The organism is Bacteroides sp. OM08-11, assembly GCF_003438665.1.
Classification (GTDB): Bacteria; Bacteroidota; Bacteroidia; order Bacteroidales; family Bacteroidaceae; genus Bacteroides; species Bacteroides cutis.
In genome coordinates, this window is the sequence record NZ_QSTJ01000006.1 from 208,205 (window position 1) to 231,911 (window position 23,707).

The 23,707-nt window shown below is 40.4% G+C and carries 22 protein-coding genes and 1 other RNA gene; 16 read left to right on the plus strand and 7 right to left on the minus strand.

The genetic code is table 11. The features are described 5' to 3' along the window. Positions 1-34 precede the first annotated feature (34 nt). On the plus strand, positions 35-538 hold the full coding sequence (gene tpx / locus DXC10_RS12305; RefSeq protein WP_101543330.1) for a thiol peroxidase: 504 nt from the start codon (positions 35-37) through the stop codon (positions 536-538). A gap of 83 nt (positions 539-621) precedes the next feature. On the opposite strand, the gene DXC10_RS12310 is transcribed toward tpx, so the two are convergent. From DXC10_RS12310 to DXC10_RS12325, 4 genes are all read right to left on the minus strand, one after another. Beyond that, a complete protein-coding gene (locus DXC10_RS12310) occupies positions 622-1,266 on the minus strand; it encodes a DedA family protein (RefSeq protein WP_101543334.1) in 645 nt (214 codons plus the stop codon). Positions 1,267-1,284: 18 nt separating this feature from the next. Continuing rightward, a complete protein-coding gene (locus DXC10_RS12315; protein ID WP_101543337.1) occupies positions 1,285-2,700 on the minus strand; it encodes a tetratricopeptide repeat protein in 1,416 nt (471 codons plus the stop codon). Positions 2,701-2,723: 23 nt separating this feature from the next. Continuing rightward, positions 2,724-4,463, minus strand: coding sequence for a glutamine--tRNA ligase/YqeY domain fusion protein (locus DXC10_RS12320; RefSeq protein WP_117737938.1), 1,740 nt, complete (start codon positions 4,461-4,463; stop codon positions 2,724-2,726). Between the two features lie 76 nt (positions 4,464-4,539). Next, positions 4,540-5,355: a PstS family phosphate ABC transporter substrate-binding protein gene (locus DXC10_RS12325; protein ID WP_101543343.1), complete on the minus strand. Its 816-nt coding sequence runs from the start codon at positions 5,353-5,355 to the stop codon at positions 4,540-4,542. 267 nt (positions 5,356-5,622) lie between these two features. Here DXC10_RS12325 and pstC point away from each other — a divergent pair, with 267 nt between their 5' ends. The 8 genes from pstC to DXC10_RS12365 all read left to right on the plus strand — a co-directional run bounded on the left by pstC (position 5,623) and on the right by DXC10_RS12365 (position 13,520). Beyond that, positions 5,623-6,810, plus strand: a complete 1,188-nt coding sequence (pstC, locus tag DXC10_RS12330) for a phosphate ABC transporter permease subunit PstC (protein WP_101543347.1) — start codon at positions 5,623-5,625, stop codon at positions 6,808-6,810. Between the two features lie 4 nt (positions 6,811-6,814). Beyond that, positions 6,815-7,675 (plus strand): phosphate ABC transporter permease PstA, encoded by an 861-nt coding sequence (gene pstA, locus DXC10_RS12335; protein ID WP_117737939.1) that lies wholly within the window; start codon positions 6,815-6,817, stop codon positions 7,673-7,675. A 1-nt stretch (position 7,676) separates the two neighbouring features. Further along, positions 7,677-8,432: a phosphate ABC transporter ATP-binding protein PstB gene (gene pstB, locus DXC10_RS12340; RefSeq protein WP_101543351.1), complete on the plus strand. Its 756-nt coding sequence runs from the start codon at positions 7,677-7,679 to the stop codon at positions 8,430-8,432. A gap of 48 nt (positions 8,433-8,480) precedes the next feature. Then, the gene (gene phoU, locus DXC10_RS12345) at positions 8,481-9,176 is read left to right on the plus strand and encodes a phosphate signaling complex protein PhoU (protein ID WP_101543353.1); all 696 of its coding nucleotides are present in this window, start codon (positions 8,481-8,483) and stop codon (positions 9,174-9,176) included. A 417-nt stretch (positions 9,177-9,593) separates the two neighbouring features. Beyond that, positions 9,594-11,237, plus strand: coding sequence for a tyrosine-type recombinase/integrase (locus tag DXC10_RS12350; protein ID WP_117737940.1), 1,644 nt, complete (start codon positions 9,594-9,596; stop codon positions 11,235-11,237). Positions 11,238-11,535: 298 nt separating this feature from the next. Beyond that, a complete protein-coding gene (locus DXC10_RS12355; RefSeq protein WP_117737941.1) occupies positions 11,536-11,748 on the plus strand; it encodes a hypothetical protein in 213 nt (70 codons plus the stop codon). Next, the gene (locus DXC10_RS12360) at positions 11,717-12,628 is read left to right on the plus strand and encodes a hypothetical protein (RefSeq protein WP_147331306.1); all 912 of its coding nucleotides are present in this window, start codon (positions 11,717-11,719) and stop codon (positions 12,626-12,628) included. The genes DXC10_RS12355 and DXC10_RS12360 overlap by 32 nt, the downstream gene beginning before the upstream one ends. A gap of 262 nt (positions 12,629-12,890) precedes the next feature. Continuing rightward, positions 12,891-13,520 (plus strand): recombinase family protein, encoded by a 630-nt coding sequence (locus DXC10_RS12365; RefSeq protein WP_117737943.1) that lies wholly within the window; start codon positions 12,891-12,893, stop codon positions 13,518-13,520. A gap of 36 nt (positions 13,521-13,556) precedes the next feature. On the opposite strand, the gene DXC10_RS12370 is transcribed toward DXC10_RS12365, so the two are convergent. After that, positions 13,557-14,138, minus strand: a complete 582-nt coding sequence (locus DXC10_RS12370) for a hypothetical protein (RefSeq protein ID WP_117737944.1) — start codon at positions 14,136-14,138, stop codon at positions 13,557-13,559. Between the two features lie 451 nt (positions 14,139-14,589). Between DXC10_RS12370 and DXC10_RS12380 the strand changes: the two genes are divergently transcribed. Together DXC10_RS12380 and DXC10_RS12385 are read left to right on the plus strand one after the other, a co-directional pair. Further along, positions 14,590-15,192 (plus strand): riboflavin synthase, encoded by a 603-nt coding sequence (locus tag DXC10_RS12380; protein ID WP_101543355.1) that lies wholly within the window; start codon positions 14,590-14,592, stop codon positions 15,190-15,192. A gap of 13 nt (positions 15,193-15,205) precedes the next feature. Beyond that, positions 15,206-15,745: a nitroreductase family protein gene (locus DXC10_RS12385; protein ID WP_101543358.1), complete on the plus strand. Its 540-nt coding sequence runs from the start codon at positions 15,206-15,208 to the stop codon at positions 15,743-15,745. 4 nt (positions 15,746-15,749) lie between these two features. Here DXC10_RS12385 and DXC10_RS12390 read toward each other — a convergent pair whose 3' ends face one another. Both DXC10_RS12390 and rnpB read right to left on the minus strand, forming a co-directional pair. Next, complete coding sequence (locus DXC10_RS12390) at positions 15,750-17,069, minus strand: YihY/virulence factor BrkB family protein (protein ID WP_101543360.1); 1,320 nt, start codon at positions 17,067-17,069, stop codon at positions 15,750-15,752. A gap of 30 nt (positions 17,070-17,099) precedes the next feature. After that, positions 17,100-17,515: RNase P RNA component class A (rnpB, locus tag DXC10_RS12395), an RNA gene on the minus strand. Positions 17,516-17,709: 194 nt separating this feature from the next. Here rnpB and DXC10_RS12400 point away from each other — a divergent pair. The 5 genes from DXC10_RS12400 to DXC10_RS12420 all read left to right on the plus strand — a co-directional run bounded on the left by DXC10_RS12400 (position 17,710) and on the right by DXC10_RS12420 (position 23,686). Continuing rightward, entirely contained in the window at positions 17,710-18,912 is a 1,203-nt protein-coding gene (locus DXC10_RS12400) for an NlpC/P60 family protein (RefSeq protein ID WP_117737946.1), read from the plus strand. A gap of 53 nt (positions 18,913-18,965) precedes the next feature. Beyond that, on the plus strand, positions 18,966-20,141 hold the full coding sequence (locus tag DXC10_RS12405) for a dipeptide epimerase (protein WP_117737953.1): 1,176 nt from the start codon (positions 18,966-18,968) through the stop codon (positions 20,139-20,141). A 225-nt stretch (positions 20,142-20,366) separates the two neighbouring features. Beyond that, positions 20,367-21,914: a trypsin-like peptidase domain-containing protein gene (locus DXC10_RS12410; RefSeq protein WP_101543363.1), complete on the plus strand. Its 1,548-nt coding sequence runs from the start codon at positions 20,367-20,369 to the stop codon at positions 21,912-21,914. A gap of 328 nt (positions 21,915-22,242) precedes the next feature. Further along, the gene (locus tag DXC10_RS12415; protein WP_002561589.1) at positions 22,243-23,103 is read left to right on the plus strand and encodes an RNA polymerase sigma factor RpoD/SigA; all 861 of its coding nucleotides are present in this window, start codon (positions 22,243-22,245) and stop codon (positions 23,101-23,103) included. 187 nt (positions 23,104-23,290) lie between these two features. After that, entirely contained in the window at positions 23,291-23,686 is a 396-nt protein-coding gene (locus tag DXC10_RS12420; RefSeq protein WP_101543365.1) for a hypothetical protein, read from the plus strand. The last annotated feature ends 21 nt before the right edge of the window (positions 23,687-23,707 follow it).

Here is a 23,707-nt window from a genome sequence, read left to right on the forward strand (position 1 = left end):
AATTTGTTATATTGGTATATAATTTGATAAAACTATGGCTACAACAAAATTTAAAGGTCAACCGGTAAAGGTTATCGGTGAATTTATAAAGGTGGGTAAAGCAGCGCCCGACTTTGAATTGGTAAAGACGGATTTATCTTCGTTTTCACTGAAAGAACTCAACGGAAAAAATGTAATCCTAAATATTTTTCCGAGTTTGGATACTGGCGTATGTGCAACTTCAGTACGTAAGTTTAATAAACTGGCTGCTGGTTTATCCGATACGGTAGTATTGGCTATCTCCAAAGATTTGCCTTTTGCACATGCCCGTTTTTGTACTACAGAGGGCATTGAGAATGTGATTCCATTGTCCGATTTCCGTTTCTCTGATTTTGATGAGAATTATGGGGTACTTATGGCCGATGGTCCATTGAAAGGTCTGTTGGCACGTTCAGTTGTGGTAATCGGTAAAGATGGGAAGATTGCCTATACGGAACTTGTTCCCGAAATTACACAGGAACCTGATTATGATAAAGCTATTGAAGCGGTAAAGAAATAACACTAGACTTAATGCGATAATGAAAAACGGTGAGTAAGAAATAAATCTGCTCACCGTTTTTTCGTATTGATATCATCGCTAGTTTATTTCTTTTTCTTCATCCCTTTATACACCAGAAAGGTTATAACCAACACTACGATTATTATGATGGCATAACCGATTTCATGGCTGTATTTAGTTGCCATGATGTAGACATCATTAGTCGTTTTTAGGTCTGTAAAACGATAAATAAGATAACCAAGCAGTGCAAGTATCGAATTCCATATTCCTGCACCAAGTGTTGTGTATAGCAAGAAAGGACCTAACTTCATACCGGCCAGTCCTGCCGGAATACTGATAAGTTGGCGTACTGCCGGAATGAGACGCCCCAAAAATGTAGATGCCGCACCGTGTTTTCTGAAGTATTCCTCGGCATGGTGTACCTTTTCTTCATCAATGAGACACATGTGCCCCAAACGGCTGTTGGCAAATTTGTAAACAATAGGACGACCTAACCAACGGGCTAGATAATAATTAATCAATGCCCCCAAGTCTGCACCGATAGTGGCAAAAATGATAACCAGAAATATATTCATACTCTCGTCTGCCATAGACTTCCATGCGGCTGGTGGAACAATTACCTCTGAAGGAAATGGGATGAATGAGCTCTCAATAGCCATAAAAAGCGTGACTACCCAATAGTTCAGGTTTTCTAATACCCATTTGATGAGTTCTGCTGATGATTCCATTTTTTGAATTTACTTTTTTTATTGTATTGCACTTATAATATTCTTCATCATTTTTGCCAATTCATCTTTGTCTTCCCCTTCCAGTACTTTCTCAATCTTTTTCAACTCTTCCTGGTCGAGCGGATGTTTACAAAGCTGGTTGTACTTCATAAAGTTCTCTTTATCTCTGAGGAGTACGTAGAGTGAAGCCAGTCTTTCATTAATTTTTTCAAAACCCGGTTCCATCTCTTTGACACGTTCAAACGCTAGTTTGGCGTAGCTTAATTGTCCCATTTCCATGCTGTACATCCCTATTTCATTCCAAGTATCAGCGTATGGTGCAATTTTCAAGGCTTTAGCCCATTTCTTCACAGCTTTTTCGTAATCACCATTTTCCATAAAAGCACGGCCTTCCAGCAGATAAGGATCAACCTCTTCCGGACCTAACTCATGAGCTTTTTTGAAGTACTGGGATGCCTTGCGTTTTTTCCCTAATTTAAAAAGGCAGAGTGCTGTATGAGCATAGAGTGAAGGCATAATAGGAGAATCTTCTTCCTGAATTTCTAGGGCTTGTTCCAAGTGACTGTATGCTTCTTCCCATTGATTGGTAGCCAATTTACTAAGCCCCATGAACATATGTAGGAAATCTGAAGAAAGAGCGTGATGTTTTTCTGCCAGAGTATAATTCTCATATGCACTTTCTTCATTTCCGAGTTGGTAAAAGGCATGTCCTCTCATCATGTAGGCATCTGCGAATTCTTCATCCGCGACAATGGCATAGTCGCATGCTTCAATAGCTTTGTCGAACATTTGCTGGTCAAAGTAACAACGTGCCAGCCCCAGCCAATAAGAAGCCGAATAAGGATCCTTGTCAATCAGCTTATTATAAAAGATAGCAGCTTTTTCTGTCAATCCTTGTGCATAGAAACAGTCAGCGGTGACAGCGGTAAATGCTTCATTTTCCGCATATTTATCGAGTCCACGGTTTAGCCACTCCAACGCTTTTTCAGGATATCCCATATCAAGGTACATATAGGCCACGTCCACGATATTAGCCAAATCTTCCTTATCCTCTATCGTGTCAAGAAGTTGCTCGGCATCATCTATTTTACCTTCGTTCAGCATGAGGTTAGCTTTCAAAACCTTTACTTCAGGTGAATAATTATCAGAAATCTGGTCAATGACTTCCTGAGCTTTATCTTTGTTATGCGAATCCATTAAAAGATAAGCTTGTTCTACCAACAATGCCGTATTGCCAGGGTGCAAGTTTAAACCGTATTCTACGACTTCATTGGCTTGTTGTACTTTATTATGGACAGCATACCAATCTGCCAAGTCTGCAAAATCATCTGCATCCGCATAGAAAGGCTGATTGTTTTCACAGGCAGCTTCATAGTTTTCCGCCAGTTCTTGCAATTCCCTGTCTCTACCGGACAGCAGGTTTTTTTTACTCATTTATTTTTTTTACTCCTTATGCTTTATTTGTTGATTTTGCCCCAAGTATCTTTCAAACTTACTGTACGATTGAATACCATTTTCTCCGGTGTAGACTCGCGGTCCACATTGAAGTAACCGATACGCTGAAATTGCAGGTAGGTAAGAGGTTTCATACCGGCAGCATATTTTTCTATGTAGCAACAAGGTAATACATGAAGAGAGTCGGGGTTAATCATTTCCTTCATGGCAGTCAGTGCATCACAATTCTTTTCTTCACGGATGGCAGCAAGTTCATCGCGTGGATTTTCCACTTTCCACAGACGGTCGTAAAGACGTACTTCGGCCTGTAGGCAGTGAGCGCAACTTACCCAGTGAAGCGTACCTTTTACCTTACGGTTAGCTTCTGGCATGCCACTCTTGGTATTTGCATCGTATTCACAATACACTTCTTCAATCTCTCCTGCGTCGTTCTTCTTGCAACCTGTACATTTTACGATATAAGCATTCTTAAGGCGTACTTCCTGCCCTGGAGTCATACGGAAATATTTCTTCGGTGCATCTTCCATGAAATCATCGCGTTCCATCCACAATTCACGGCTGAATTCTATGATGTGGTTACCTTCTTCCGGACGCTCCGGATTATTGATAGCTTCCAATTCCTCAACCTGTCCCTCGGGATAGTTGGTGATGATAAGCTTCACCGGATTTAGTACGGCGGATATACGGGTGGCACGGGTATTTAAGTCTTCGCGAACTGCACTTTCCAACAACGCAAATTCGTTGAGGGCATCGTAGGTGGTGTAACCTATTTTATCGATAAATTTATGTATAGACTCTGGTGAATAGCCACGACGTCGGAAACCGCAGATAGTCGGCATACGGGGATCATCCCAACCCTTTACCAAACCTTCTTTTACCAGTGTCAATAGATTACGTTTACTCATCAGCGTATAACTGAGGTTTAACTTATTGAACTCATACTGGTAGGGGCGGTTGTCATTCAAATCCTTGCCTTCCTTTACCCAATCTACAAAAAGATCGTATAGCGGACGGTGGGGGACAAACTCCAGCGTGCACAATGAGTGTGTCACACCTTCAAAGAAGTCACTCTGTCCGTGGGCAAAATCATACATCGGATATGCTTTCCAAGTGGTACCCGTACGATGATGCGGATGATTTACCACACGATAGATAATCGGGTCACGGAAGTGCATATTAGGACTTGCCATATCAATCTTGGCCCGTAATACCATGGCACCTTCTTCAATTTCTCCGCTGTTCATCTTTTGGAACAGTTCAAGGTTTTCCTCGATAGGGCGGTTGCGGTAAGGGCTTTCCACACCCGGTTGAGTAGGAGTACCTTTTTGAGCGGCAATTTGTTCGGATGTCTGCTCGTCTATATAGGCTTTACCCTCTTTGATAAGACGGATGGCAAAGTCCCATAATTGTTGAAAATAGTCAGAAGCGTAATACTCGTTACCCCATTGATAGCCTAACCATTGGATATCTTCTTTGATGGCTTCTACATATTCCACATCTTCCTTGGTGGGGTTAGTATCATCGAAACGTAGATTACAGATGCCACCATGTGCAGCTGCAATGCCAAAATCAAGGCAGATGGCCTTGGCGTGTCCTATGTGAAGGTAACCATTAGGTTCCGGCGGGAAACGTGTCTGTACTTTACCTCCGTTTTTACCTTCTTTCAAGTCGTTTTCTACTATTTGTTCAATGAAGTTCAGGCTCTTCTTTTCACCTGTTTCTTCGTTCTTAATTTCTGCCATAGTGCTATCAATTATTCGTACGTGGGGGCAAAGATAGTGCAAATAGAGGGCAGGACAAAATGAAATCCTTCATTTTTCAATTCACGGGGATATATCCGCTCTTTTTGATGATTGCTTGTCCTGCGGGAGATAGTACAAACTGTAAAAGCGGAGTAATATTTTCGATATTTTTTTTGTTATAATAATAGTACAGCGGTCGTACGATAGGGTATGATTTATTGATCGCATTTTCAAGGGTAGGGGTGGCATAAAGTTTGCCGTCGTATGAAATGGCAAGTGTCTTGATGCGGGGAGAAATATATGCAAGTCCCACATATCCGATGGCGCCTATCGTTTGGCTGACTGACTGTATGATGGCACCCGTTGCCGGCATGGAAAGGCTGCTACTCATATAGTTCTTGTTTTTCAGTACACTTTCTTTAAAAAATTCGTAAGTACCGGAAGAAGTCTCTCGCGAATAAACTACAATTTTCCGGTCATCACCACCTACTTGTTTCCAATTCGTGATTTTCCCTCGGAATATATCTTCCAATTGTTGTCGTGTGAGCTGATTCACCGGATTGGAAGGATGAACCACTACTGCAAGGGCATCGTAGGCTATGGGTACTTCCTCCAATTCTTCGCCGGCAGTTTTGGCTTTCATCTTTTCACTGAACTTAATCCCCCGTGAAGCCATGGCGATATCAGTCGTTCCGTCCAGTAGGGCAGAGAGTCCTACTCCTGTTCCTCCACCTGTGACAGTGACACGTGCATCAGGATTTAATATCATAAACCGTTCGGCTGTCTGTTGGGCGATGGGAAGTACTGTGTCGCTACCTTTGATACGTTGCGCTTGTATATCGGCAGAAACTATTCCTAATATGAAAGTGAGGATGATAATTTTAGTTTTCATTATGTTCAACGTTTCTATTTGATAATTCTATTTCTTTTGCTTTTTTATAAAATCTCAATTCAATGATTGGTTTCTATTCATACTTAACAACCTGAACAGTATTTGTTTTGCAAAGAAAACAAATTGATGTTACATTTGTTTTACAAAACATAACAATGTGATCTTGTAATGAAAATGTAACATTTTTGAAATGTTTCTTTCAAACGGTAGTCACATCGCCTTAACATCAAGCGGTTTTCTTTGCATCAGAAAATCAATTAAGTAATTATGAAAAAGCTTTTTGAGAAGATAATAGAAGGTATTCTGGCTTGTAGCGGTTTTGTAACAAGTCTTACCATCGTACTTATCGTCTTATTCCTTTTTTCAGAGGCGTTGGGTTTGTTTAGTAGCCGTATTATTGAAGAAGGTTATGTGTTGGCTTTAAATAAGGGGAATAAGGTTTCTGAACTAACTCCTGTCCAGATAAAAAATATTTTCGACGAAGAGATAACAAACTGGAAGGAAGTCGGTGGGGAGGATCTCCCTATCCGGCTTTTTCGTTTGGAAAACATTACACAATATTATACAGAAGAACAGTTGGGGGCATCCTACGAGAATGCAGGCTCCTGCATCACGGAACTCGTAGAAAAGACTCCGGAAATCATAGCCTTTGTTCCCGGGCAATTTATAATTCATCCCGACTCTGTTCATTTGTTAAAAGATAATACCATTTCGGTGAAAGATGTTTTTGCCGGTGCCGAGTGGTTTCCTACAGCAACCCCTGCACCTTTGTTTGGCTTTCTGCCGTTAATTACGGGTACATTGTGGGTAAGTTTCTTTGCTATTCTGTTTGCATTGCCTTTTGGTTTGTCAGTATCTATCTATATGTCCGAAGTGGCAAATTCGAAGATACGTAATATGATGAAACCCATCATTGAACTATTGAGCGGTATACCTTCCGTTGTTTATGGCTTCTTCGGGCTGATTGTTATAGTTCCTATTTTGCAGAAAGTGTTCAACTTGCCGGTAGGCGAGAGCGGATTGGCGGGGAGTATCGTACTGGCGATAATGGCATTGCCAACTATCATCACGGTGACGGAAGATGCCATGCGTAATTGTCCCCGCGCCATGCGTGAAGCCAGTTTGGCTCTCGGAGCCTCACAGTGGCAGACTATATATAAGGTGGTGATACCTTATTCCATATCTGGTATTACATCAGGAGTTGTACTTGGAATCGGGCGTGCTGTTGGTGAAACCATGGCAGTACTCATGGTGACGGGAAATGCAGCAGTCATTCCTCATACTATTTTGGAACCTTTACGAACTATTCCTGCAACGATTGCCGCCGAACTGGGTGAGGCCCCTGCCGGTGGCGCGCACTACGAGGCATTGTTCCTTTTGGGAGTTGTATTGTTTTTTATCAGTCTGTTGATAAACTTCACGGTAGAAGCTGTATCTTCGGGCAAGAGAAAGTAAGCGTATGATAAATAGAAAACATCTTTCACAAAACATAGCATTCGGCTTGTTTCGTTTGCTGAGTCTGAGTGTAGTGCTGATACTCTTTGCTATTCTTGGTTTCATAGTGTATAAGGGTATCAGAGTTGTCAGTTGGGACTTCCTTACTACCGCCCCTGCAGATGGGATGACTGGAGGAGGTATTCTACCAGCCATTGTAGGTACTTTCTGCCTGATGATAGGGAGTGCGCTATTTGCTTTTCCGGTAGGAGTGATGAGTGGCATTTATATGAACGAATATGCTCCCAAAGGATGGATAGTACGGTTTATCCGCATGATGACGAATAATCTGAGTGGTATTCCTTCTATTGTTTTTGGTTTGTTCGGTATGGCGCTGTTCGTCAATTATATGGATTTTGGGGATAGCATTTTGGCCGGTTCGCTGACTTTAGGTTTGTTAAGTTTGCCATTGGTTATCCGTACTACAGAAGAAGCTTTGAAAGCTATTCCCGATAGTTTGCGTGAAGGTAGCCGTGCTTTGGGAGCTACCAAATTACAAACTATCTGGCACGTCATTCTTCCTATGGGTATGCCTAATATTATCACTGGATTGATTTTGGCCTTAGGACGTGTGTCTGGTGAAACGGCACCAATCCTTTTCACTTGTGCTGCCTATTTTTTACCACAACTTCCCACTAGTGTTTTTGACCAGTGTATGGCATTACCCTATCATTTGTATGTCATTTCTACAAGTGGTACGGATATGGAAGCCCAACTTCCAATAGCATATGGCACAGCTCTGGTATTGATAGTTATTATCCTTTTGGTAAATCTTCTGGCCAATATTTTGCGAAAATACTTTGAGAAGAAAATAAAAACAAACTGATATGATAAATAAAATAGAAACACGTGATGTAAACTTCTGGTATGGCGATTTTCATGCATTGAAGGGCATCAGTATGGATATTGAAGAGAAATCCGTGGTTGCCTTTATCGGTCCTTCAGGATGTGGTAAGTCTACCTTTCTTCGTTTGCTCAATCGGATGAATGACTTGATTCCTGATACCCGTTTGACCGGTGAGATCCGTATTGACGGACGAAATATTTATGGGAAGGGGATACAAGTTGACGAGCTACGCAGAAAAGTAGGTATGGTGTTTCAACGCCCAAATCCTTTTCCTAAAAGTATTTTTGAAAATGTGGCATACGGGCTTCGTGTAAATGGTATTACTGACAAAGCCTTTATCCGTCAGCGGGTAGAAGAAACTTTGAGAGGTGCCGCCCTGTGGGATGAGGTAAAAGATAAATTGAAAGTTTCTGCATACGCCTTGTCCGGCGGACAACAGCAGCGTCTTTGTATAGCCCGTGCCATGGCAGTGGCTCCTTCTGTCTTGTTGATGGATGAACCGGCTTCAGCACTCGATCCTATCTCTACAGCGAAAGTGGAGGAACTTATTCATGAGCTTAAAAAGAAATATACCATTGTCATTGTCACTCATAATATGCAACAAGCGGCTCGTGTCAGTGACAGCACTGCTTTTTTCTATATGGGAGAAATGGTAGAATTTGGTGATACGAAGAAGATATTTACAAATCCCGAAAAGGTAGAAACACAGAATTATATCACGGGACGCTTTGGATAAATTCACCGAAAAAGATATAGTGATTATTCAAACTTAAAATATAAAATTATGGTAAAGTTTATCGAATCGGAACTCGTCTTGTTGAAAAAAGAAATAGACGAAATGTGGACTTTGGTTTATAATCAGCTTGATCGTGCCGGAGAAGCCGTACTTACTCTTGACCGGGAACTGGCGCAACAAGTATTGGTACGCGAACGTCGCGTCAACGCTTTCGAGTTGAAGATAGATAGTGATGTGGAAGACATCATAGCACTCTATAATCCTGTTGCCATCGACCTGCGTTTTGTACTCGCCATGTTGAAGATTAATACGAATTTGGAGCGTTTAGGCGACTTTGCGGAAGGTATTGCCAGGTTTGCTCTCAACTGCAAAGAACCTGTGTTGGATGGTGAATTGGTTCAGAAGCTCCGTTTGGGAGAAATGATAGCCGAAGTACTTTCAATGCTCGAATTGGCTAAAAAGTCACTTCAGGACGAGAGTCAAGAATTAGCGACATCAGTATTTGCCAAAGACAATCTGTTGGATGAGATTAATGCTGATGCTACTGTTATCCTTGCTGATTATATTAACAGGCATCCCGAAAGTGCCCTCTCTTGCCTGAATTTAGTGAGTGTATTCCGTAAATTGGAGCGTTCCGGTGACCATATCACCAATATAGCAGAGGAAATAGTCTTCTTTATTGACGCAAAAGTGTTAAAACATAGTGGACGTACAGAAGAACGCTATTTGAATGAGGAAAAATAAGTGGATTTTTAGGATAATTTTAGTGTTTCATGGAAAATAACTCTATATTTGTCCACTGAAAACGATTGCGGATGTAGAAAAGTGCTTTGAAATGATAATAAAATCAAAAGAAATTTCAAAAAGATGTTATATGACATGTTTTTTAATTTGGTTAGTATCACGAAAAGCGCCTATATTTGCAACGTTATCCTGAAAACAATCTTTTTACCTTAAAAAAAAACTAATACCTATTGAAAACTGAAAAAGGAGGCTTTGTGAAAAGCTTCCTTTTTTTGTGCCCGTATGTGGGCGGTTTTTATCTTTTATTTCATATTTGTAAATCAGTGTGTTAACGTTTTATCGAAATGAGAGCATATTAGTGGAATACCGTTTTAGAACCATATTTAGAACCACTTTTAGCACCTGATTTAGAACGGTATGGATGAACAGATTTTTCTTGATTGGCAGGTACATTTCAATCTGCGGAAACCTAATAGCCGTAGGGCAACTCTTATTTATGCGGTGGCAACGCTGTGGGGGCAGCAGATAAAAGTCAGTACGGGGGTTAAGGTCTATGCTTCCCATTGGGATAAGAACAGACAGATTGCCCGTATGGGTGGCGGTTTGAGTGGTCTTGATAGCCGAAACAATGCCATAGTCAACACCAAAATAATGGAAGTGACTGTTCAGATTGAAAGGTTAAAACAGTATCTTTGTGAGCATGTAGAGTTGTTGACCGATGAGGCTAAGGTCAAATCTCTATTTGTAGATTGCGTTAACCCAACTATTAAGAAGACTATGGCGGCAAAGAAAAATACGAACCCACTAAAGGCAACTGCGGTGTTTACCAAAGTAATATCAGACCATTGGAATTACGAGAAACAAGGTACGAGGCAAAAGATAGCTATTGTTCGGGACTTCTGTAAGTGGTTGGAAAGTAATGGCGGTGATACACTTGAAAACGTAAGTAAAAAAACATTAGCACTCTATGAACGGCATCTGAATATTACCCCTACAACGAGGTCAAAGATAGGGGCAGAGTATAAGACCGTCAAAACCAAAATGGGGCATATAATGAGTGTAATACGTACAGCAAAGAAATTTGAAGACTTTCCAAGTAATATTAATGTGGGAGTTGAAAATTATGAACTTCAAACTAAGAAACTGAAAGATGATGATTTAAGTCGGAGTTTTGCACTGGCGTATAGTGAAGTTGAACAGTTGTATGCTTGTCAAAACTTATCGGATATTGATACGGAGATTAAAGATTTATTTGTATTGCAGTGTGAAATGGGGCAGCGTATCAGCACGATGTTACTATGGCTGAAAGGGGAGTATAAGGAAACTGATGATTTCTTTGATATGATTTCAACCAAGACATCCAAAGGGGTATCTATTCCCATTACTGCGAGAATACGCGAGATACAAGAGAAATATAAGGGCGGTATGAAGTTGATGGATAAGGAGAACGAAGATACCATTATTAATATCATAGACCGTAACATTAAGAAAATTGCCAAAGTTGCAGGATTGGCAAGATTGCACACATATCAATCGCAGATAGGTGATAAAACGTATGACCATACCGAGCCTATTTGTGATTTGATGCGCAGCCATATTGCTCGCCATACTTTCATTACCCAACGACTGCGTGAGGGTTGGACTAAAGATGAGGTGAAAATTGTATCGGGGCATGATAGTGATGATATGATAGACCGCGTATATGCCCATTTGACGAAAGAGGACAAGAAACGACAACTGACTAAGCGTATTAATAAGGTAGAAGAAACGGGTAAATGTAGCGGTACTGTCAATGTGGGGTTAGGGTGTTCTAATAGTCAAACGCTAATTGATGAGGTAAAGAGGCAGGCGGTGGATATTTACGAAAAGGAGCAGGCGATACAAGAGCAATCAGAGCGGTGTCGGCAACTGTCTGATGTGAACGCAGTGGTACAGCAACATGATGAGTATATAACAGCCCGTTTCCAAGAATTGATTGAATATGGGTCTCTTAGTGGGTTTGATGATAATGAAGTTGATGATGATTTGGATGTGGATTTATCCGATAGAGGACTGAAATAACACTGTTAGATAGGTGTGTCTTATTTAAAATTGTGCGGTTACAGAATTTATCAAAATCCCCTTTTGGCATATTTGTAGCTTGGTTTATTAGAGTTAGGAGAGGTTAAAAATGAAATAAGAATACGCAAGTATGGTACTATGTATCCTCGCTCTTAAAATTGGCGTATGTTTTAACTTATCTACCTTACAGCCGTTTGCCATGTGTATAAGATTTTTTCCAGAAAAAAAATAGTGGGGCTAAATATTGACTTTCCTACTTATCTAACTACTTATTTATATATAATATAATGAGTAGTATATGAAAGAAGAAACCAAAAAGAAAATTAGTATGCGCCTGCGAGGACGAAAGAAATCGGCAACCCATTGCAAAAACATTTCCCAAAGTCTTCAATGCTTGAAGAAGACTAAGGAGCATAAAGAACATCTTAGTGCTTCCCTAAAAGAATATCATAAAAATAACAGAGTAAAATCAGAAAGGCATGAGAAAGAAAAAGAGTATAATAAGCATTGATAAGTTGACCCTTTGCTATCGGGCAACGGATGAAGTTATAAGGAAATTGAATGAATATGATAAATTGGAAGACAGTGATAATAGTTTTACGCTTGTACGTGTGCCAAGTGATGAGGCTTTGTTTGCCAATAGTTTTCATGTAATGATTAAGTTTCCTTTCGGCGAAGCCGGACACGGCTTCGTTGAAAGGAAATTCGCTACATTAAAAACAAAACTGCGTAGCATGGGGGATGATAAAGTTAACTATGTGTGGTTATACATAGAGAATTGGGCCTTCTATGAGGTATTTGGCATATATGACAGTGGTAAATGTAATTGGTTGGCTTGTGTGGACTATATTGCGGATGAATTAGGATTAAGCCTCAACAACATTACGGATTTGCACGTGGCATTAGATACAAATATTAATTTTGCGAAGAAAATCAAACATGCGCAGTTTAATGATGATTATGAGGTGATATTAAACGGAAAGGCGCGTTTAGACAAGAAAGAAGTGTTAGATGAAATTTTGCACATACAAACGGGAGACCAATGTCGTTTAAGGACTTTAACTATTTGTATAAATCCCAAGAAACAAGACGGACTATCATTAAAAATATATGATAAGAAGAGAGAGTTGGAAAAATCAAACAAAAAGTATATACCGCAATGGAACGGGCTTAAAGATAAAGACTATCGGGTAGAGTTGACGATAAAGAATGAGCATTTGAAAGAGTTTTATCAATGGAAAGGTGAAGCTGTCCCCGATGAATTACTAATGGCTACGTTGGCATCACAATCGCAAAGTCAAGATTTGCTCTTTGATATGCTATATTATTTTTCCAATAGATTATTGCGTTTTCGCTATAATGGAAAGGGAGTATCAATTTTTCAACTTTGATACTAAGGTCGCTTTTGATGGGGGTATTAGCAAAGCCCCCTGCAAAAGTAGCCTTTCTTGATTTAATTAATTATAGATTAAAGTTTTATATGGTACAAAATGCGTAGCATTATATTATTATGTATTCAAATAATAATTGTATTCAAATAAATCTATGATGATATAAAAGAATACATTTAAATTGTATTCAAAATATTCTTTGATTAATTTGCATACAATAAAGAAAAGAACTATTTTTGTGGTATAATTAAAAAGTCAATATATGAGAGCTATAATATATGCACGTGTTAGTTCAACTACTGATAGACAAACCACCGATAGACAAGTGGCAGACTTGAAAGCCTATGCCGAATATGCTAAAATGGAAGTTGTAAAAATATTTAAAGAAAAGGTAAGTGGGGCAAAGAAAAATGCGGAACGCCCTGTTCTCGTTGAGGCTTTGGAGTATTGTCAGACGGAGCATATTGATATGCTGTTGGTGTCGGAGTTAAGCAGATTGGGACGTAATGCCTTTGAGGTGTTGGAAACCGTTAAAGGGCTTGTGGATGATAAGATAAATCTTTTCATGCAGAAAGAAAAGTTTACACTGCTTGATGATGATAAACAACCGTCCATGTTTGCGCCCATTATGCTTGCAACCTTGTCAACCTGTGCACAATTGGAGCGAGAGAACATTAAATTCCGTCTTAATTCGGGACGGCAGCAGTATATTGCCAAAGGTGGGCAGCTTGGACGGAAGATAGGCAGTACGAAAAGTGTAGACAAAAAGAAAGAAGAGTATAAAGAGGTGATTAAATTGCTTCGACAAAGCTTATCAGTGCGAAAGGTGGCGAAATTGACTGATGTGTCAGCCTCAACAGTTCAGCGTCTTAAAAAAGAGTTTGGGTTATAAAAAAAGTCTCCATTTGGAGACTTTTTGTGTTATACTTTAATCGGGAATGTATTGTATTGTTCCGTTGATTATTGTTTCGGCTTTTGCCCCATAGTTGGTAAAACTAAAGTTTTTAAGTTCAAGTGTTAAGTTTTTACCATTAATACTCTTTACGATTATGTCTCCGTTGGGCTTTGACGCGCCATAGGTTTCTTCATCACTCATGCTTCCTTCTAAAAAGTAAAATAGACGCTTTGTGGAAACAACTAAGTGAGTACCTGCTTTTAAGTCGCTTATGTTTGTAAATTCTTTGATTTGATTACTTTCTGTGTCTTTGTATTGTTCAATGTGAAATTGAAAATAATATCCCGTTAAATCATCTTTATCCTCTGAAAATACGGTTCTAAAAGTAATTTCGTTACTCGGAGCAATTGAACTCGCTGAATAGTCCATGTAATCGGCTCTGATAACATGATAGTTGTTGATTGTACCCGTAGCGGCATGTTTTACAGACACCATACTGCCATTATTATCTCCCTCTGCGTCATCATCGCTACTACAAGCCGTAAATGTCAGTGCAATAAAGGCTGCAATAGCCATAAATGACATTTGAACCACATCAATAAATTTCTTTTTCATATAAAATAAGATTTTGTGTGTTCGACAGACCCAACCGAACGATTAATATAAAAAGAAAGAGCGCAGGCACTGTTAATATATCGGTATCAAGCATCGCCAAACGCTCCTATCACAATACACAACAATAGCCCACGCCCCATATAGGTGCGTGAGCATTTAGTGTATCCTTGTGATAGTTTGAAATTGGCGATTTCGATACCAAGGATTATACTAAACGCTCTTCGTTATCTTAAAATGTTGGCACAAAGGTACGAAGATTTTTTAATATAAAAGAAAAAAACTCTATCTTTGCCATATAAACGGACACCGTTATTAGCACCATTTTTGTTAAAATATTGATTTTAAGTATAGGAATAAAAGCTTCCTTTTTTTCTTTATATGTAATTCCCTTTTTCGTATCTTTGCCAAAAGATTTTCTCAATTGTAATACAGTTCAATCATAGATAAAGTTATGTTTTCCGGAATAGTAGAAGAATGTGCTACGTTGGTGGCGATGGTTAAAGACCAGGAAAATGTGCACTTCACTTTCAAGTGCTCATTCGTAAATGAATTAAAAATCGACCAGAGTGTTTCTCATAATGGTGTATGTCTGACTGTTGTCAGCATGACGGATGACACTTATACAGTGACGGCCATGAAAGAGACTTTAGACCGTTCCAATCTCGGCTTATTGAAAGTAGGGGATAAAGTGAATGTTGAACGTAGTATGATGATGAACGGTCGTTTGGATGGGCATATCGTACAAGGACACGTAGACCAGACTGCAACATGTATTGATATAAAGGATGCAGAAGGTAGTTATTACTTTACTTTCCGTTACGCTTTTGATAAGGAAATGGCAACGCGAGGTTATATAACTGTAGACAAAGGCTCTGTAACGGTAAACGGTGTCAGTCTGACGGTATGTAATCCTACGGACGATACTTTCCAGGTCGCTATTATTCCCTATACCTTTGAACATACTAATTTCCATACTTTTAAGATAGGTAGTGTGGTAAATCTGGAGTTCGATATTATTGGTAAATATATCAGCCGGATGATTCAATATAAATAAAAAAACTTGTCTCATGACCGATTTTTTGCAATTAGCCGTCTCCCGGCAGAGCGATCGTGCTTACGATATGTCTCGCTCTGTAGAAATGGAGAAATTGGAACGCATATTGGAGGCTGCCCGTTTGTCACCTTCTGCTTGTAATGCCCAACCTTGGCGGTTTGTGGTAATTACAGATCCGGAACTTTCTGTCAAAGTGGGTAAGGCTAGTGCTGGTTTGGGAATGAATAAGTTTGCCAAAGAGGCTCCTATCCATATTTTAGTAGTAGAAGAATCGATGAACGTCACAGCTTTTCTGGGTGCTAAAATCAAGGATAAATATTTTCCATTAATAGATATAGGTATTGCTGCTGCGCATATTACATTGGCGGCGGAAGATGAAGGGTTAGGATCTTGTATCATGGGTTGGTTCGATGAGAAAGAGATAAAGAAACTCACCGGCATTCCAGTCCATAAACGTTTGTTACTCGATATAGCTATCGGATATCCGTTGAAGGAAAAGCGGAAAAAGTCACGGAAACCGAAAGACAAAGTTATTTCATATAACCACTATTAGGGTTTTATAAGTCCTTCAGTAATACCTGACTGGCGCTTTTGTAATATTCTTCCCGCGCTTTCATTAAAATATTCCATTGACCGTGGAATTCTTCATCTATATCGATCTTGAAGTCTTCCGAACCGTGTGTATCCAGCCTGTCTATAAGGAGTGCCACATTCAGTTTATTGATATCCATAGATGGTTGATAAGCAATATCTTCGCTCTTTTCATCAGTTACCACTTCGTGTATCAGGTTGATTTCCTGCAACTCATAGAGAGTTTGATTAGTCAGGCGTATAGGTATCTGGCATTCTTCGGATATTTCTTCGGCGGTATAGGGTGGTTTATCTTTTCCAAAGCGTTTAGCTATGAGTGACATGATGAGTACGGAGATAAAATCGCGATAACGACGGCTGATATTACGTGTATCTTTGTCGAAACTGAAGTTCTTGATGTTCTGTCCGGCATACGTCAGTTCTGCACCGAAAAGACAGATTGTCCAGGAAATTTGCATCCACAGCAGAAACATGGGGAGAGCTGCGAAACTACCGTAAATGGCGTTATAACGCGATACCCACAACTGGCTACTGATATAAAGGAACTGGAAAGCCTGATGTGCCGTACCGGCGAGGATACCCGATATAAGTGCATGTTTCAGTTTTACTTTTGTATTAGGCATAAAGACGTACAGGGCAGTAAACATTAACCAGGTCAACACAAAAGGAATGAGGCGGATTAAGAACTTTCCGATAGGGGCGAGTAGGGTGAAGTCTTCTACATTCTTCAACATCGTACTCATGAATATGGAAAGACCTCCGGATACTACCAATAGAATAGGTATCAACAGAAGCATGGACGAATAGTCGGTAATTTTGCGATACATGCTACGTGCTTTCTTTACTTGCCAGATACGGTTAAAGGTGATTTCCATGTTGTTAATCAGATTGAGTACTGTCCAAAACAACATGATTAAACCAACTCCGATGAATACTCCGCTTTTTGTTTGCGACAAATAAGAGTTGACGAACTGGAAAATTATCTCCGTTGTTTCCGACGGACCGCCAAAGCCGATAATGATTTGATTTTCCATCAAATTATCAAAACCGAAACCACGCGCAATGGCAAATAGGATGGCTAAAATAGGGACAATGGCAAGTAGTGTACTGTAGGTCAAAGCAGAGGCTTTGTTTACAATCCGGTCTTTCGTGAAACGGTTGATACAGAGATAAACAGTCTTGATAATATTATATAAGGAGAAGGTCGTTTTGTTGACTTCATCTTCCGTGATACGCCAAATGTCGTAAGTCAGGAACTTCCAAAGGGCTGCAATACGCTGGTTCATAGTGAAGCAAATTCAAATTACTTTAAAAGAAAAAGCAGTCGGTCTGTAAGCCGGGTTCTGTTCTTCTGTTCATAAAGATGTCTTTCTTTGGAATTATTCATTCTTAATTATTACATTCTTCATTGAAGAAGTGTCTGTCATTTATCTGAGCCGCATGTCACCATACAGGCTTTAGCGGTCTACCCTCCGACATGGAGCGAGCAACTCTCATTACGCCGGTTTACATGACCTTACAACTCCTAAGACATACAGCCCTTGTGTCACCACAAGACTGGTAGGCTCTTACCCTACCTTCTCACCCTTACCATGGCTCGAAAGCTCTGGCGGTTATTTTCTTCTATGTTACTCTGCCCTCACGGACAGCTTTCTGTTAGGAAGTAGGATGCTCTATGTTGCCCGGACTTTCCTCATACGTACGAGACGCAAGCGACAGACCGACCAACTGCTTTATGGGATGCAAAGATAGCAATTTTAGATTAGAGGACGAAAAACTTTCGGATAATTCGTGAGTTAATTCCTTACCTGCTGAGTTATCGTTGTCTTGATTTTATTAATTGTTTAAAATACTTGAAAATATGTATATCTTCCGGAGTATATTTGTAGCTTTGCTAATACTAATAACTCCAAATCAATTGAATTAATGAAAAAACTATCCTTTTTTTTCACCGTATCACTGTTTATTTCCCTTTTTGCTGTCGCATCAGAAGTTGGTGATCGTACAATTCCTGTGGAAGTAGCTCAACTTTCTGACAGTTTAAAACATAAATTCGCACCGGACAAACGTGTAGCTTTGTTTGATGTAGACTATTCTTTCTCGGGAAAGAATGTGATGTTGCGCGGTGTTACAACCTCTCCTGAGGCGAAAGCGGCTTTACTTGATGGATTGGCGAAAGCAAATTACAAAGTGATGGATTGTTTACAACTACTTCCTGATGAAAAAGAATTAGAAAGCAAAACCTATGGCATTCTCAATATATCAGTCTCCAATCTTCATATTAAGCCTGACTTCTCTTCAGAAATGGTGACTCAGGGATTGATGGGTATGCCGGTACGTATCTTGCAACGTGATGGTTGGTATCGTATTCAAACACCGGACAATTACATCGCGTGGATTCATCGCGTTGGAGTTCATCCTGTAACCAAAGCGGAACTGGCTGTCTGGAACAGTGCGGAAAAAATCGTAGTAACTTCGCATTACGGTTTTGTATATTCCCAACCCAATCGGGACTCCCAAACCGTTTCTGATGTGGTAGCCGGTAATCGACTGAGATGGAAAGGAACAAAAGGTGCTTTCTATAAAGTGGCTTATCCTGATGGTCGTGAAGGATATATCCCCAAATCTGTTTCCATGCCCGAAAACAAATGGCGTGCTAGCTTGAAGCAGGATGCCGGTAGCATCATTCGTACATCTCATACCCTGATGGGGATACCTTATCTTTGGGCGGGCACTTCTTCCAAAGGTGTAGATTGTAGTGGTTTCATACGTACCATTCTTTTCATGCATGATATTATTATTCCCCGTGACGCTTCCCAGCAGGCATATGTGGGTGAACATATCGATATAACCTCCGATTTTAGTAACCTCCAACCGGGAGATTTAGTTTTCTTTGGAAGTGAGGCAACCCCTGAACGCAAAGAACGCATCATACATGTCGGAATGTATATCGGTAATAAACGCTTCATTCATTCTCAAGGTGATGTGCATATTAGTAGTTTTGACCCGGCTGATGAGTTGTTTGATGGATACAACCTCAATCGCCTTTTGTTTGCAACACGCGTATTGCCGTTTATAAATAAGGAAGTGGAGCTTAATACAACGGATACTAATGAATATTATAAATGAGGACGCTATGTCCCTAATTTATTATTTATAATTCAATCAAGAACATGTATGTTATGCAAAACAGAAGAGATTTCCTGAAGACCACTGTCTTTGCCGCACTTGGTTCCGGCATGGTTGTTCATAATATCTTTGCCGGAGAGAATAAAGGTTCCGCTTGGTTCAATATCAACCGTAAATCCGGTGTGATACCCAAGATGAAATTACGTTTCTTCCCTTATGAATTGAAGTTACGCCATGTATTTACCGTTGCCACTTACTCACGAACTACTACTCCCGATGTGCAGGTAGAAATAGAATATGACGGTATTATTGGGTATGGTGAAGCTTCCATGCCTCCCTATCTGCAACGCGAATTGGGTACGATGGATAGCGTGATGGCCTTCCTGAAAAGAGTACAGAATCTTATCGGACAATTTTCAGATCCTTTTCAACTGGAAGATATCCTTACTTATATAGATAGTCTTTCACCGGGTGATACCGCCGCAAAAACGGCGGTAGATATTGCTCTGCACGATCTTGTGGGTAAGCTATTGCAAGCGCCGTGGTACAAAATCTGGGGGTTGGATAAAGATAAAGCTCCTTCCACTACCTTTACTATCGGTATAGATACCACTGATGTGGTACGTGAAAAAACAAAAGAATGCGCCGGACAATTCAATATTCTCAAAGTGAAGTTGGGGCAGGAGAATGATAAGGAAATGATCGAAACCATTCGTTCGGTCACCGATCTACCCATTGCCATTGATGCCAACCAAGGCTGGAAAGATAAGCGTCATGCTCTCGACATGATTTATTGGTTGAAAGAAAAAGGTATTGTCATGATAGAACAGCCGATGCCGAAAGAACAGCTGGATGATATTGCTTGGGTGACACAGCAAAGCCCGTTGCCGGTGTTTGCCGATGAGTCTATCCAACGGTTGAAAGATATTGTCGCTCTGAGAGGTGCTTTTACAGGCATCAATATCAAACTGATGAAATGTACGGGTATGCGTGAAGCTTGGAAGATGGTGACTCTGGCACGTGCATTGGATATGAAAGTGATGGTGGGGTGTATGACGGAAACATCCTGTGCCATTTCTGCGGCTTCACAATTCTCTCCGGCTGTAGACTTTGCTGATTTGGATGGTAGTCTGCTGATTGCCAATGATCGTTTCAAAGGTATGGAGGTGGTAAGAGGAAAAATAACGTTACCCGATTTGCCGGGTATTGGGGTTGTGAAATTACAGTAGTTTTTTTATGTCTTCAATGTCAGTCTTTTAACATGTCAGTAATCGTACATAAATGCTAATTTGTCAGTCCCTGCCGTTAATCGCTGTTAAGCTCTAAATATCCACTGTTAAAAGAGAACAAAAAAAAGTGACAAGCTGAATAACTGAATGATTTTTGTCGTTATTTTAACGTCGAAATGTTAAATGAAACTCGAATATTAACAGTTTAAAAAGAATAGAAGTAGTATGAAACAGACAACAAAAAACATCCTTGGAGTTGCAGCAATCGTAATCCTCAGTTCGGGGGTAGCAGGTGTCACCACCTATAAGATGCTGCAAAAGGAAAGCCCCGCTGCTTTCAGCGAAATGTTTGAGCAAAACCCCAGTGTGCGTTTGGCTTCTTATAGTGCGAGCGATGCCCAACCGGTGGATTTGACACAAGCGGCAGAAAATTCAGTTCATGCTGTTGTACATATACGCTCCACTCAGGCTTCCAAAGTACAGGAAGTAGAGGTAAGAGACCCTTTTGCAGATATCTTCGGTGATTTCTTCGGCGGGCGTGGCGGTACACAGAAGCGTCAGATACAGACTCCGGAACGTACCGGTTTCGGTTCAGGTGTCATTATCTCTAAAGACGGATATATCGTAACGAACAATCACGTGATTGCCGGTGCAGATGAAATCAGTGTAACCTTGAACGATAACCGTCAGTTCAAAGGGCGTATCATAGGTACGGATGAAGAAACGGATTTGGCTTTGATTAAGATTGAAGGTGATGATTTCCCGACAATTCCGGTGGGTGATTCGGATGCTCTGAAAGTAGGAGAGTGGGTACTTGCAGTAGGTAACCCTTTTAATTTGACCTCTACTGTAACTGCCGGTATCGTCAGTGCAAAGGCACGTGCCTTGGGTATGGGAGACAAGAGTATCGAATCTTATATTCAGACAGATGCTGCCATCAATCAGGGTAATAGTGGCGGTGCATTGGTAAATGCAGCCGGTGAGCTGATTGGTATCAATGCAGCTTTGTTTTCTCCGACGGGTTCTAATACCGGTTATGGATTTGCTATCCCTACCAGTATCATGAAAAAAGTAGTTGCCGATATCAAGCAATTCGGTACTGTGCAACGTGTTAAGTTAGGTGTAAGTGTCACTACCCTTACCGAAGAACCGGGTGATACTCAGGTTGCCGATAAAGATGGTAAGAAATGGAGCGAGATAAAGAGCGATGCCCGTAAGAGATTTGGTGTAGTAGATGGTCTTTGGGTGCGTGAAATTGTTGACGGTGGTTCTGCTGCCGGTTCGGATATCAAGGTAGACGATGTTATCATCGGTATAGACAATAAAGCTATCCATAAATTCGCCGATTTGCAGGAAGCTTTGGCTAAATATCGTCCGGGTGACAAGGTGAAAGTTAAACTGATGCGTGACAAGAAGGAAAAGACTGTAGAAGTTACATTGAAGAACGAACAAGGTACGACGAAAGTTGTGAAAGATGCCGGTATGGATATTCTTGGTGCAGCATTCAAACCCGTATCCGATGATTTGAAAAAACAACTCAATTTAGGTTATGGCTTGCAAGTTACCGGTGTTTCCAATGGTAAGATGGCAGATGCCGGTATCCGTAAAGGGTTTATTATCCTGAAAGCTAACGGCCAGCAAATGCGTACCGTAGAAGATTTGGAGAATGTGATGAAGGCAGCTGTGAAGTCTCCCGATCAGGTACTCTTCCTCACGGGTATATTCCCTTCAGGTAAACGTGGTAACTTTGCGGTTGATTTGACTCAGGAATAAAAAGTTTTACGATTTGATGATTTACGATTTGATGATTGAAGTTCGTTTTGATTTATGAAGTGTAAAGTATTAGGTATTAGTATAAAATATAATGTGGTAACTTTAATCGTAAATCGTACATCGTCAAATTGTAAATTATTCAATTGTAAATCCAAAGGGTTGTAATAATCGCAAACAAAGACGAAAAGAGAGGATGCCGGTAAAACATTTGCCGGCATCCTTTTTGTTATGGGTGATTAAGATATAAATAAGGTGAAAAAGTTAGGCTAGGATTGTTCGTATCAAAATAAATTGTCGTAACTTTGTCACCCAAATCTGTTTTATAAGAATGAGACAACTAAAAATTACAAAAAGTATCACTAACAGAGAGAGCGCTTCTCTTGACAAGTATTTGCAGGAAATCGGCCGCGAAGACCTCATTACTGTCGAAGAAGAGGTAGAGCTCGCTCAGCGCATCCGCAAGGGTGACCGTGTTGCACTGGAGAAGTTGACACGTGCCAATCTGCGTTTCGTTGTATCTGTAGCCAAACAGTACCAGAACCAAGGTTTGAGTTTGCCCGACTTGATTAACGAGGGTAATTTAGGACTGATTAAGGCTGCCGAAAAGTTCGATGAAACACGTGGCTTCAAGTTCATCAGTTATGCAGTATGGTGGATACGTCAGTCCATTTTGCAGGCTTTGGCAGAACAGTCGCGCATCGTGCGTCTTCCGTTGAACCAGGTAGGCTCGCTGAATAAAATCAGCAAGGCTTTCTCTAAGTTTGAGCAGGAAAACGAGCGTCGCCCGTCTCCCGAGGAACTTGCCGATGAACTGGAAATCCCTGTTGACAAAATCTCTGATACGTTGAAGGTTTCCGGACGTCATATTTCGGTGGACGCACCTTTCGTTGAAGGAGAAGACAACAGTCTTTTGGATGTGTTGGTCAACGACGATTCTCCTATGGCTGATCGCTCTTTGGTGAACGAGTCTCTTGCGAGGGAAATTGATAGAGCTCTTTCTACGTTAACCGATAGGGAAAAAGAAATCATACAGATGTTTTTCGGTATCGGACAACAAGAAATGACATTAGAAGAAATCGGCGACAAATTCGGTCTCACACGTGAGCGTGTCCGCCAGATTAAGGAAAAAGCAATCAGAAGATTAAGACAAAGTAATCGTAGTAAATTGCTCAAATCTTATTTGGGATAAATAAGAAATATCAGTTTTCGACAAATAGAAGAAATCTAAAAACCGGTCTGTCTTTTAAAGATAGCCGGTTTTTTTTCTATCTTTGCAACGAGTTAATATGCTGATATGTCAATGCTCGGTTGGTAATTCTGTATTGTGGCGTAGCAATTAGCACATTATCGCATCATCACATTAACACATTATTATTATGAAGTACGTAAAAATAGTATTTGCAGTAGCGCTTGTATTCACTTTGTGTTCGGCTTTCACTATGAAAGGAGGTCATAAACCGGTCTATGCTTTCGGGGTAGCGGCATCTTTCAATGATACAGTAGTGTATTATACTGAAATCCAGCAGTTGGACAGTGTTTCTTTGGATAAGAATAATTTTTTACCTAGACGTGAGATGTACAGCTATCAGCTGAAGAACTATCTGGAATATGATTTGAATAAACCTGATTATACTTGTATGATTTATTTTGCCGAAAGCAAAACTAAACTAGAGAAAGAAGCCGCGAAAGTAAAGGCAAAATATAAAAAGACTACCTTGTCTCTACAAGCTATTGATCCGGCGTCATTCACCTTTAAGAAACCTGAAGAATAATTCTTTATTCCTCCTGTTCCC

What these genes read in the sequence shown, in the direction of transcription:
- DXC10_RS12400 (WP_117737946.1), top strand. Translation starts at nt 17,710, where the DNA reads ATGAAAAAACTATCCTTTTTTTTCACCGTATCACTGTTTATTTCCCTT.
- DXC10_RS12325 (WP_101543343.1), bottom strand. Translation starts at nt 5,355, where the DNA reads ATGAAAACTAAAATTATCATCCTCACTTTCATATTAGGAATAGTTTCT.
- DXC10_RS12370 (WP_117737944.1), bottom strand. Translation starts at nt 14,138, where the DNA reads ATGAAAAAGAAATTTATTGATGTGGTTCAAATGTCATTTATGGCTATT.
- DXC10_RS12420 (WP_101543365.1), top strand. Translation starts at nt 23,291, where the DNA reads ATGAAGTACGTAAAAATAGTATTTGCAGTAGCGCTTGTATTCACTTTG.
- pstB (WP_101543351.1), top strand. Translation starts at nt 7,677, where the DNA reads ATGATAAATAAAATAGAAACACGTGATGTAAACTTCTGGTATGGCGAT.
- DXC10_RS12390 (WP_101543360.1), bottom strand. Translation starts at nt 17,069, where the DNA reads ATGAACCAGCGTATTGCAGCCCTTTGGAAGTTCCTGACTTACGACATT.
- phoU (WP_101543353.1), top strand. Translation starts at nt 8,481, where the DNA reads ATGGTAAAGTTTATCGAATCGGAACTCGTCTTGTTGAAAAAAGAAATA.
- DXC10_RS12310 (WP_101543334.1), bottom strand. Translation starts at nt 1,266, where the DNA reads ATGGAATCATCAGCAGAACTCATCAAATGGGTATTAGAAAACCTGAAC.
- pstC (WP_101543347.1), top strand. Translation starts at nt 5,623, where the DNA reads ATGAAAAAGCTTTTTGAGAAGATAATAGAAGGTATTCTGGCTTGTAGC.
- pstA (WP_117737939.1), top strand. Translation starts at nt 6,815, where the DNA reads ATGATAAATAGAAAACATCTTTCACAAAACATAGCATTCGGCTTGTTT.
- DXC10_RS12405 (WP_117737953.1), top strand. Translation starts at nt 18,966, where the DNA reads ATGCAAAACAGAAGAGATTTCCTGAAGACCACTGTCTTTGCCGCACTT.
- DXC10_RS12320 (WP_117737938.1), bottom strand. Translation starts at nt 4,463, where the DNA reads ATGGCAGAAATTAAGAACGAAGAAACAGGTGAAAAGAAGAGCCTGAAC.
- DXC10_RS12365 (WP_117737943.1), top strand. Translation starts at nt 12,891, where the DNA reads ATGAGAGCTATAATATATGCACGTGTTAGTTCAACTACTGATAGACAA.
- DXC10_RS12410 (WP_101543363.1), top strand. Translation starts at nt 20,367, where the DNA reads ATGAAACAGACAACAAAAAACATCCTTGGAGTTGCAGCAATCGTAATC.
- DXC10_RS12315 (WP_101543337.1), bottom strand. Translation starts at nt 2,700, where the DNA reads ATGAGTAAAAAAAACCTGCTGTCCGGTAGAGACAGGGAATTGCAAGAA.
- DXC10_RS12360 (WP_147331306.1), top strand. Translation starts at nt 11,717, where the DNA reads ATGAGAAAGAAAAAGAGTATAATAAGCATTGATAAGTTGACCCTTTGC.
- DXC10_RS12415 (WP_002561589.1), top strand. Translation starts at nt 22,243, where the DNA reads ATGAGACAACTAAAAATTACAAAAAGTATCACTAACAGAGAGAGCGCT.
- tpx (WP_101543330.1), top strand. Translation starts at nt 35, where the DNA reads ATGGCTACAACAAAATTTAAAGGTCAACCGGTAAAGGTTATCGGTGAA.
- DXC10_RS12350 (WP_117737940.1), top strand. Translation starts at nt 9,594, where the DNA reads ATGGATGAACAGATTTTTCTTGATTGGCAGGTACATTTCAATCTGCGG.
- DXC10_RS12380 (WP_101543355.1), top strand. Translation starts at nt 14,590, where the DNA reads ATGTTTTCCGGAATAGTAGAAGAATGTGCTACGTTGGTGGCGATGGTT.
- DXC10_RS12385 (WP_101543358.1), top strand. Translation starts at nt 15,206, where the DNA reads ATGACCGATTTTTTGCAATTAGCCGTCTCCCGGCAGAGCGATCGTGCT.
- DXC10_RS12355 (WP_117737941.1), top strand. Translation starts at nt 11,536, where the DNA reads ATGAAAGAAGAAACCAAAAAGAAAATTAGTATGCGCCTGCGAGGACGA.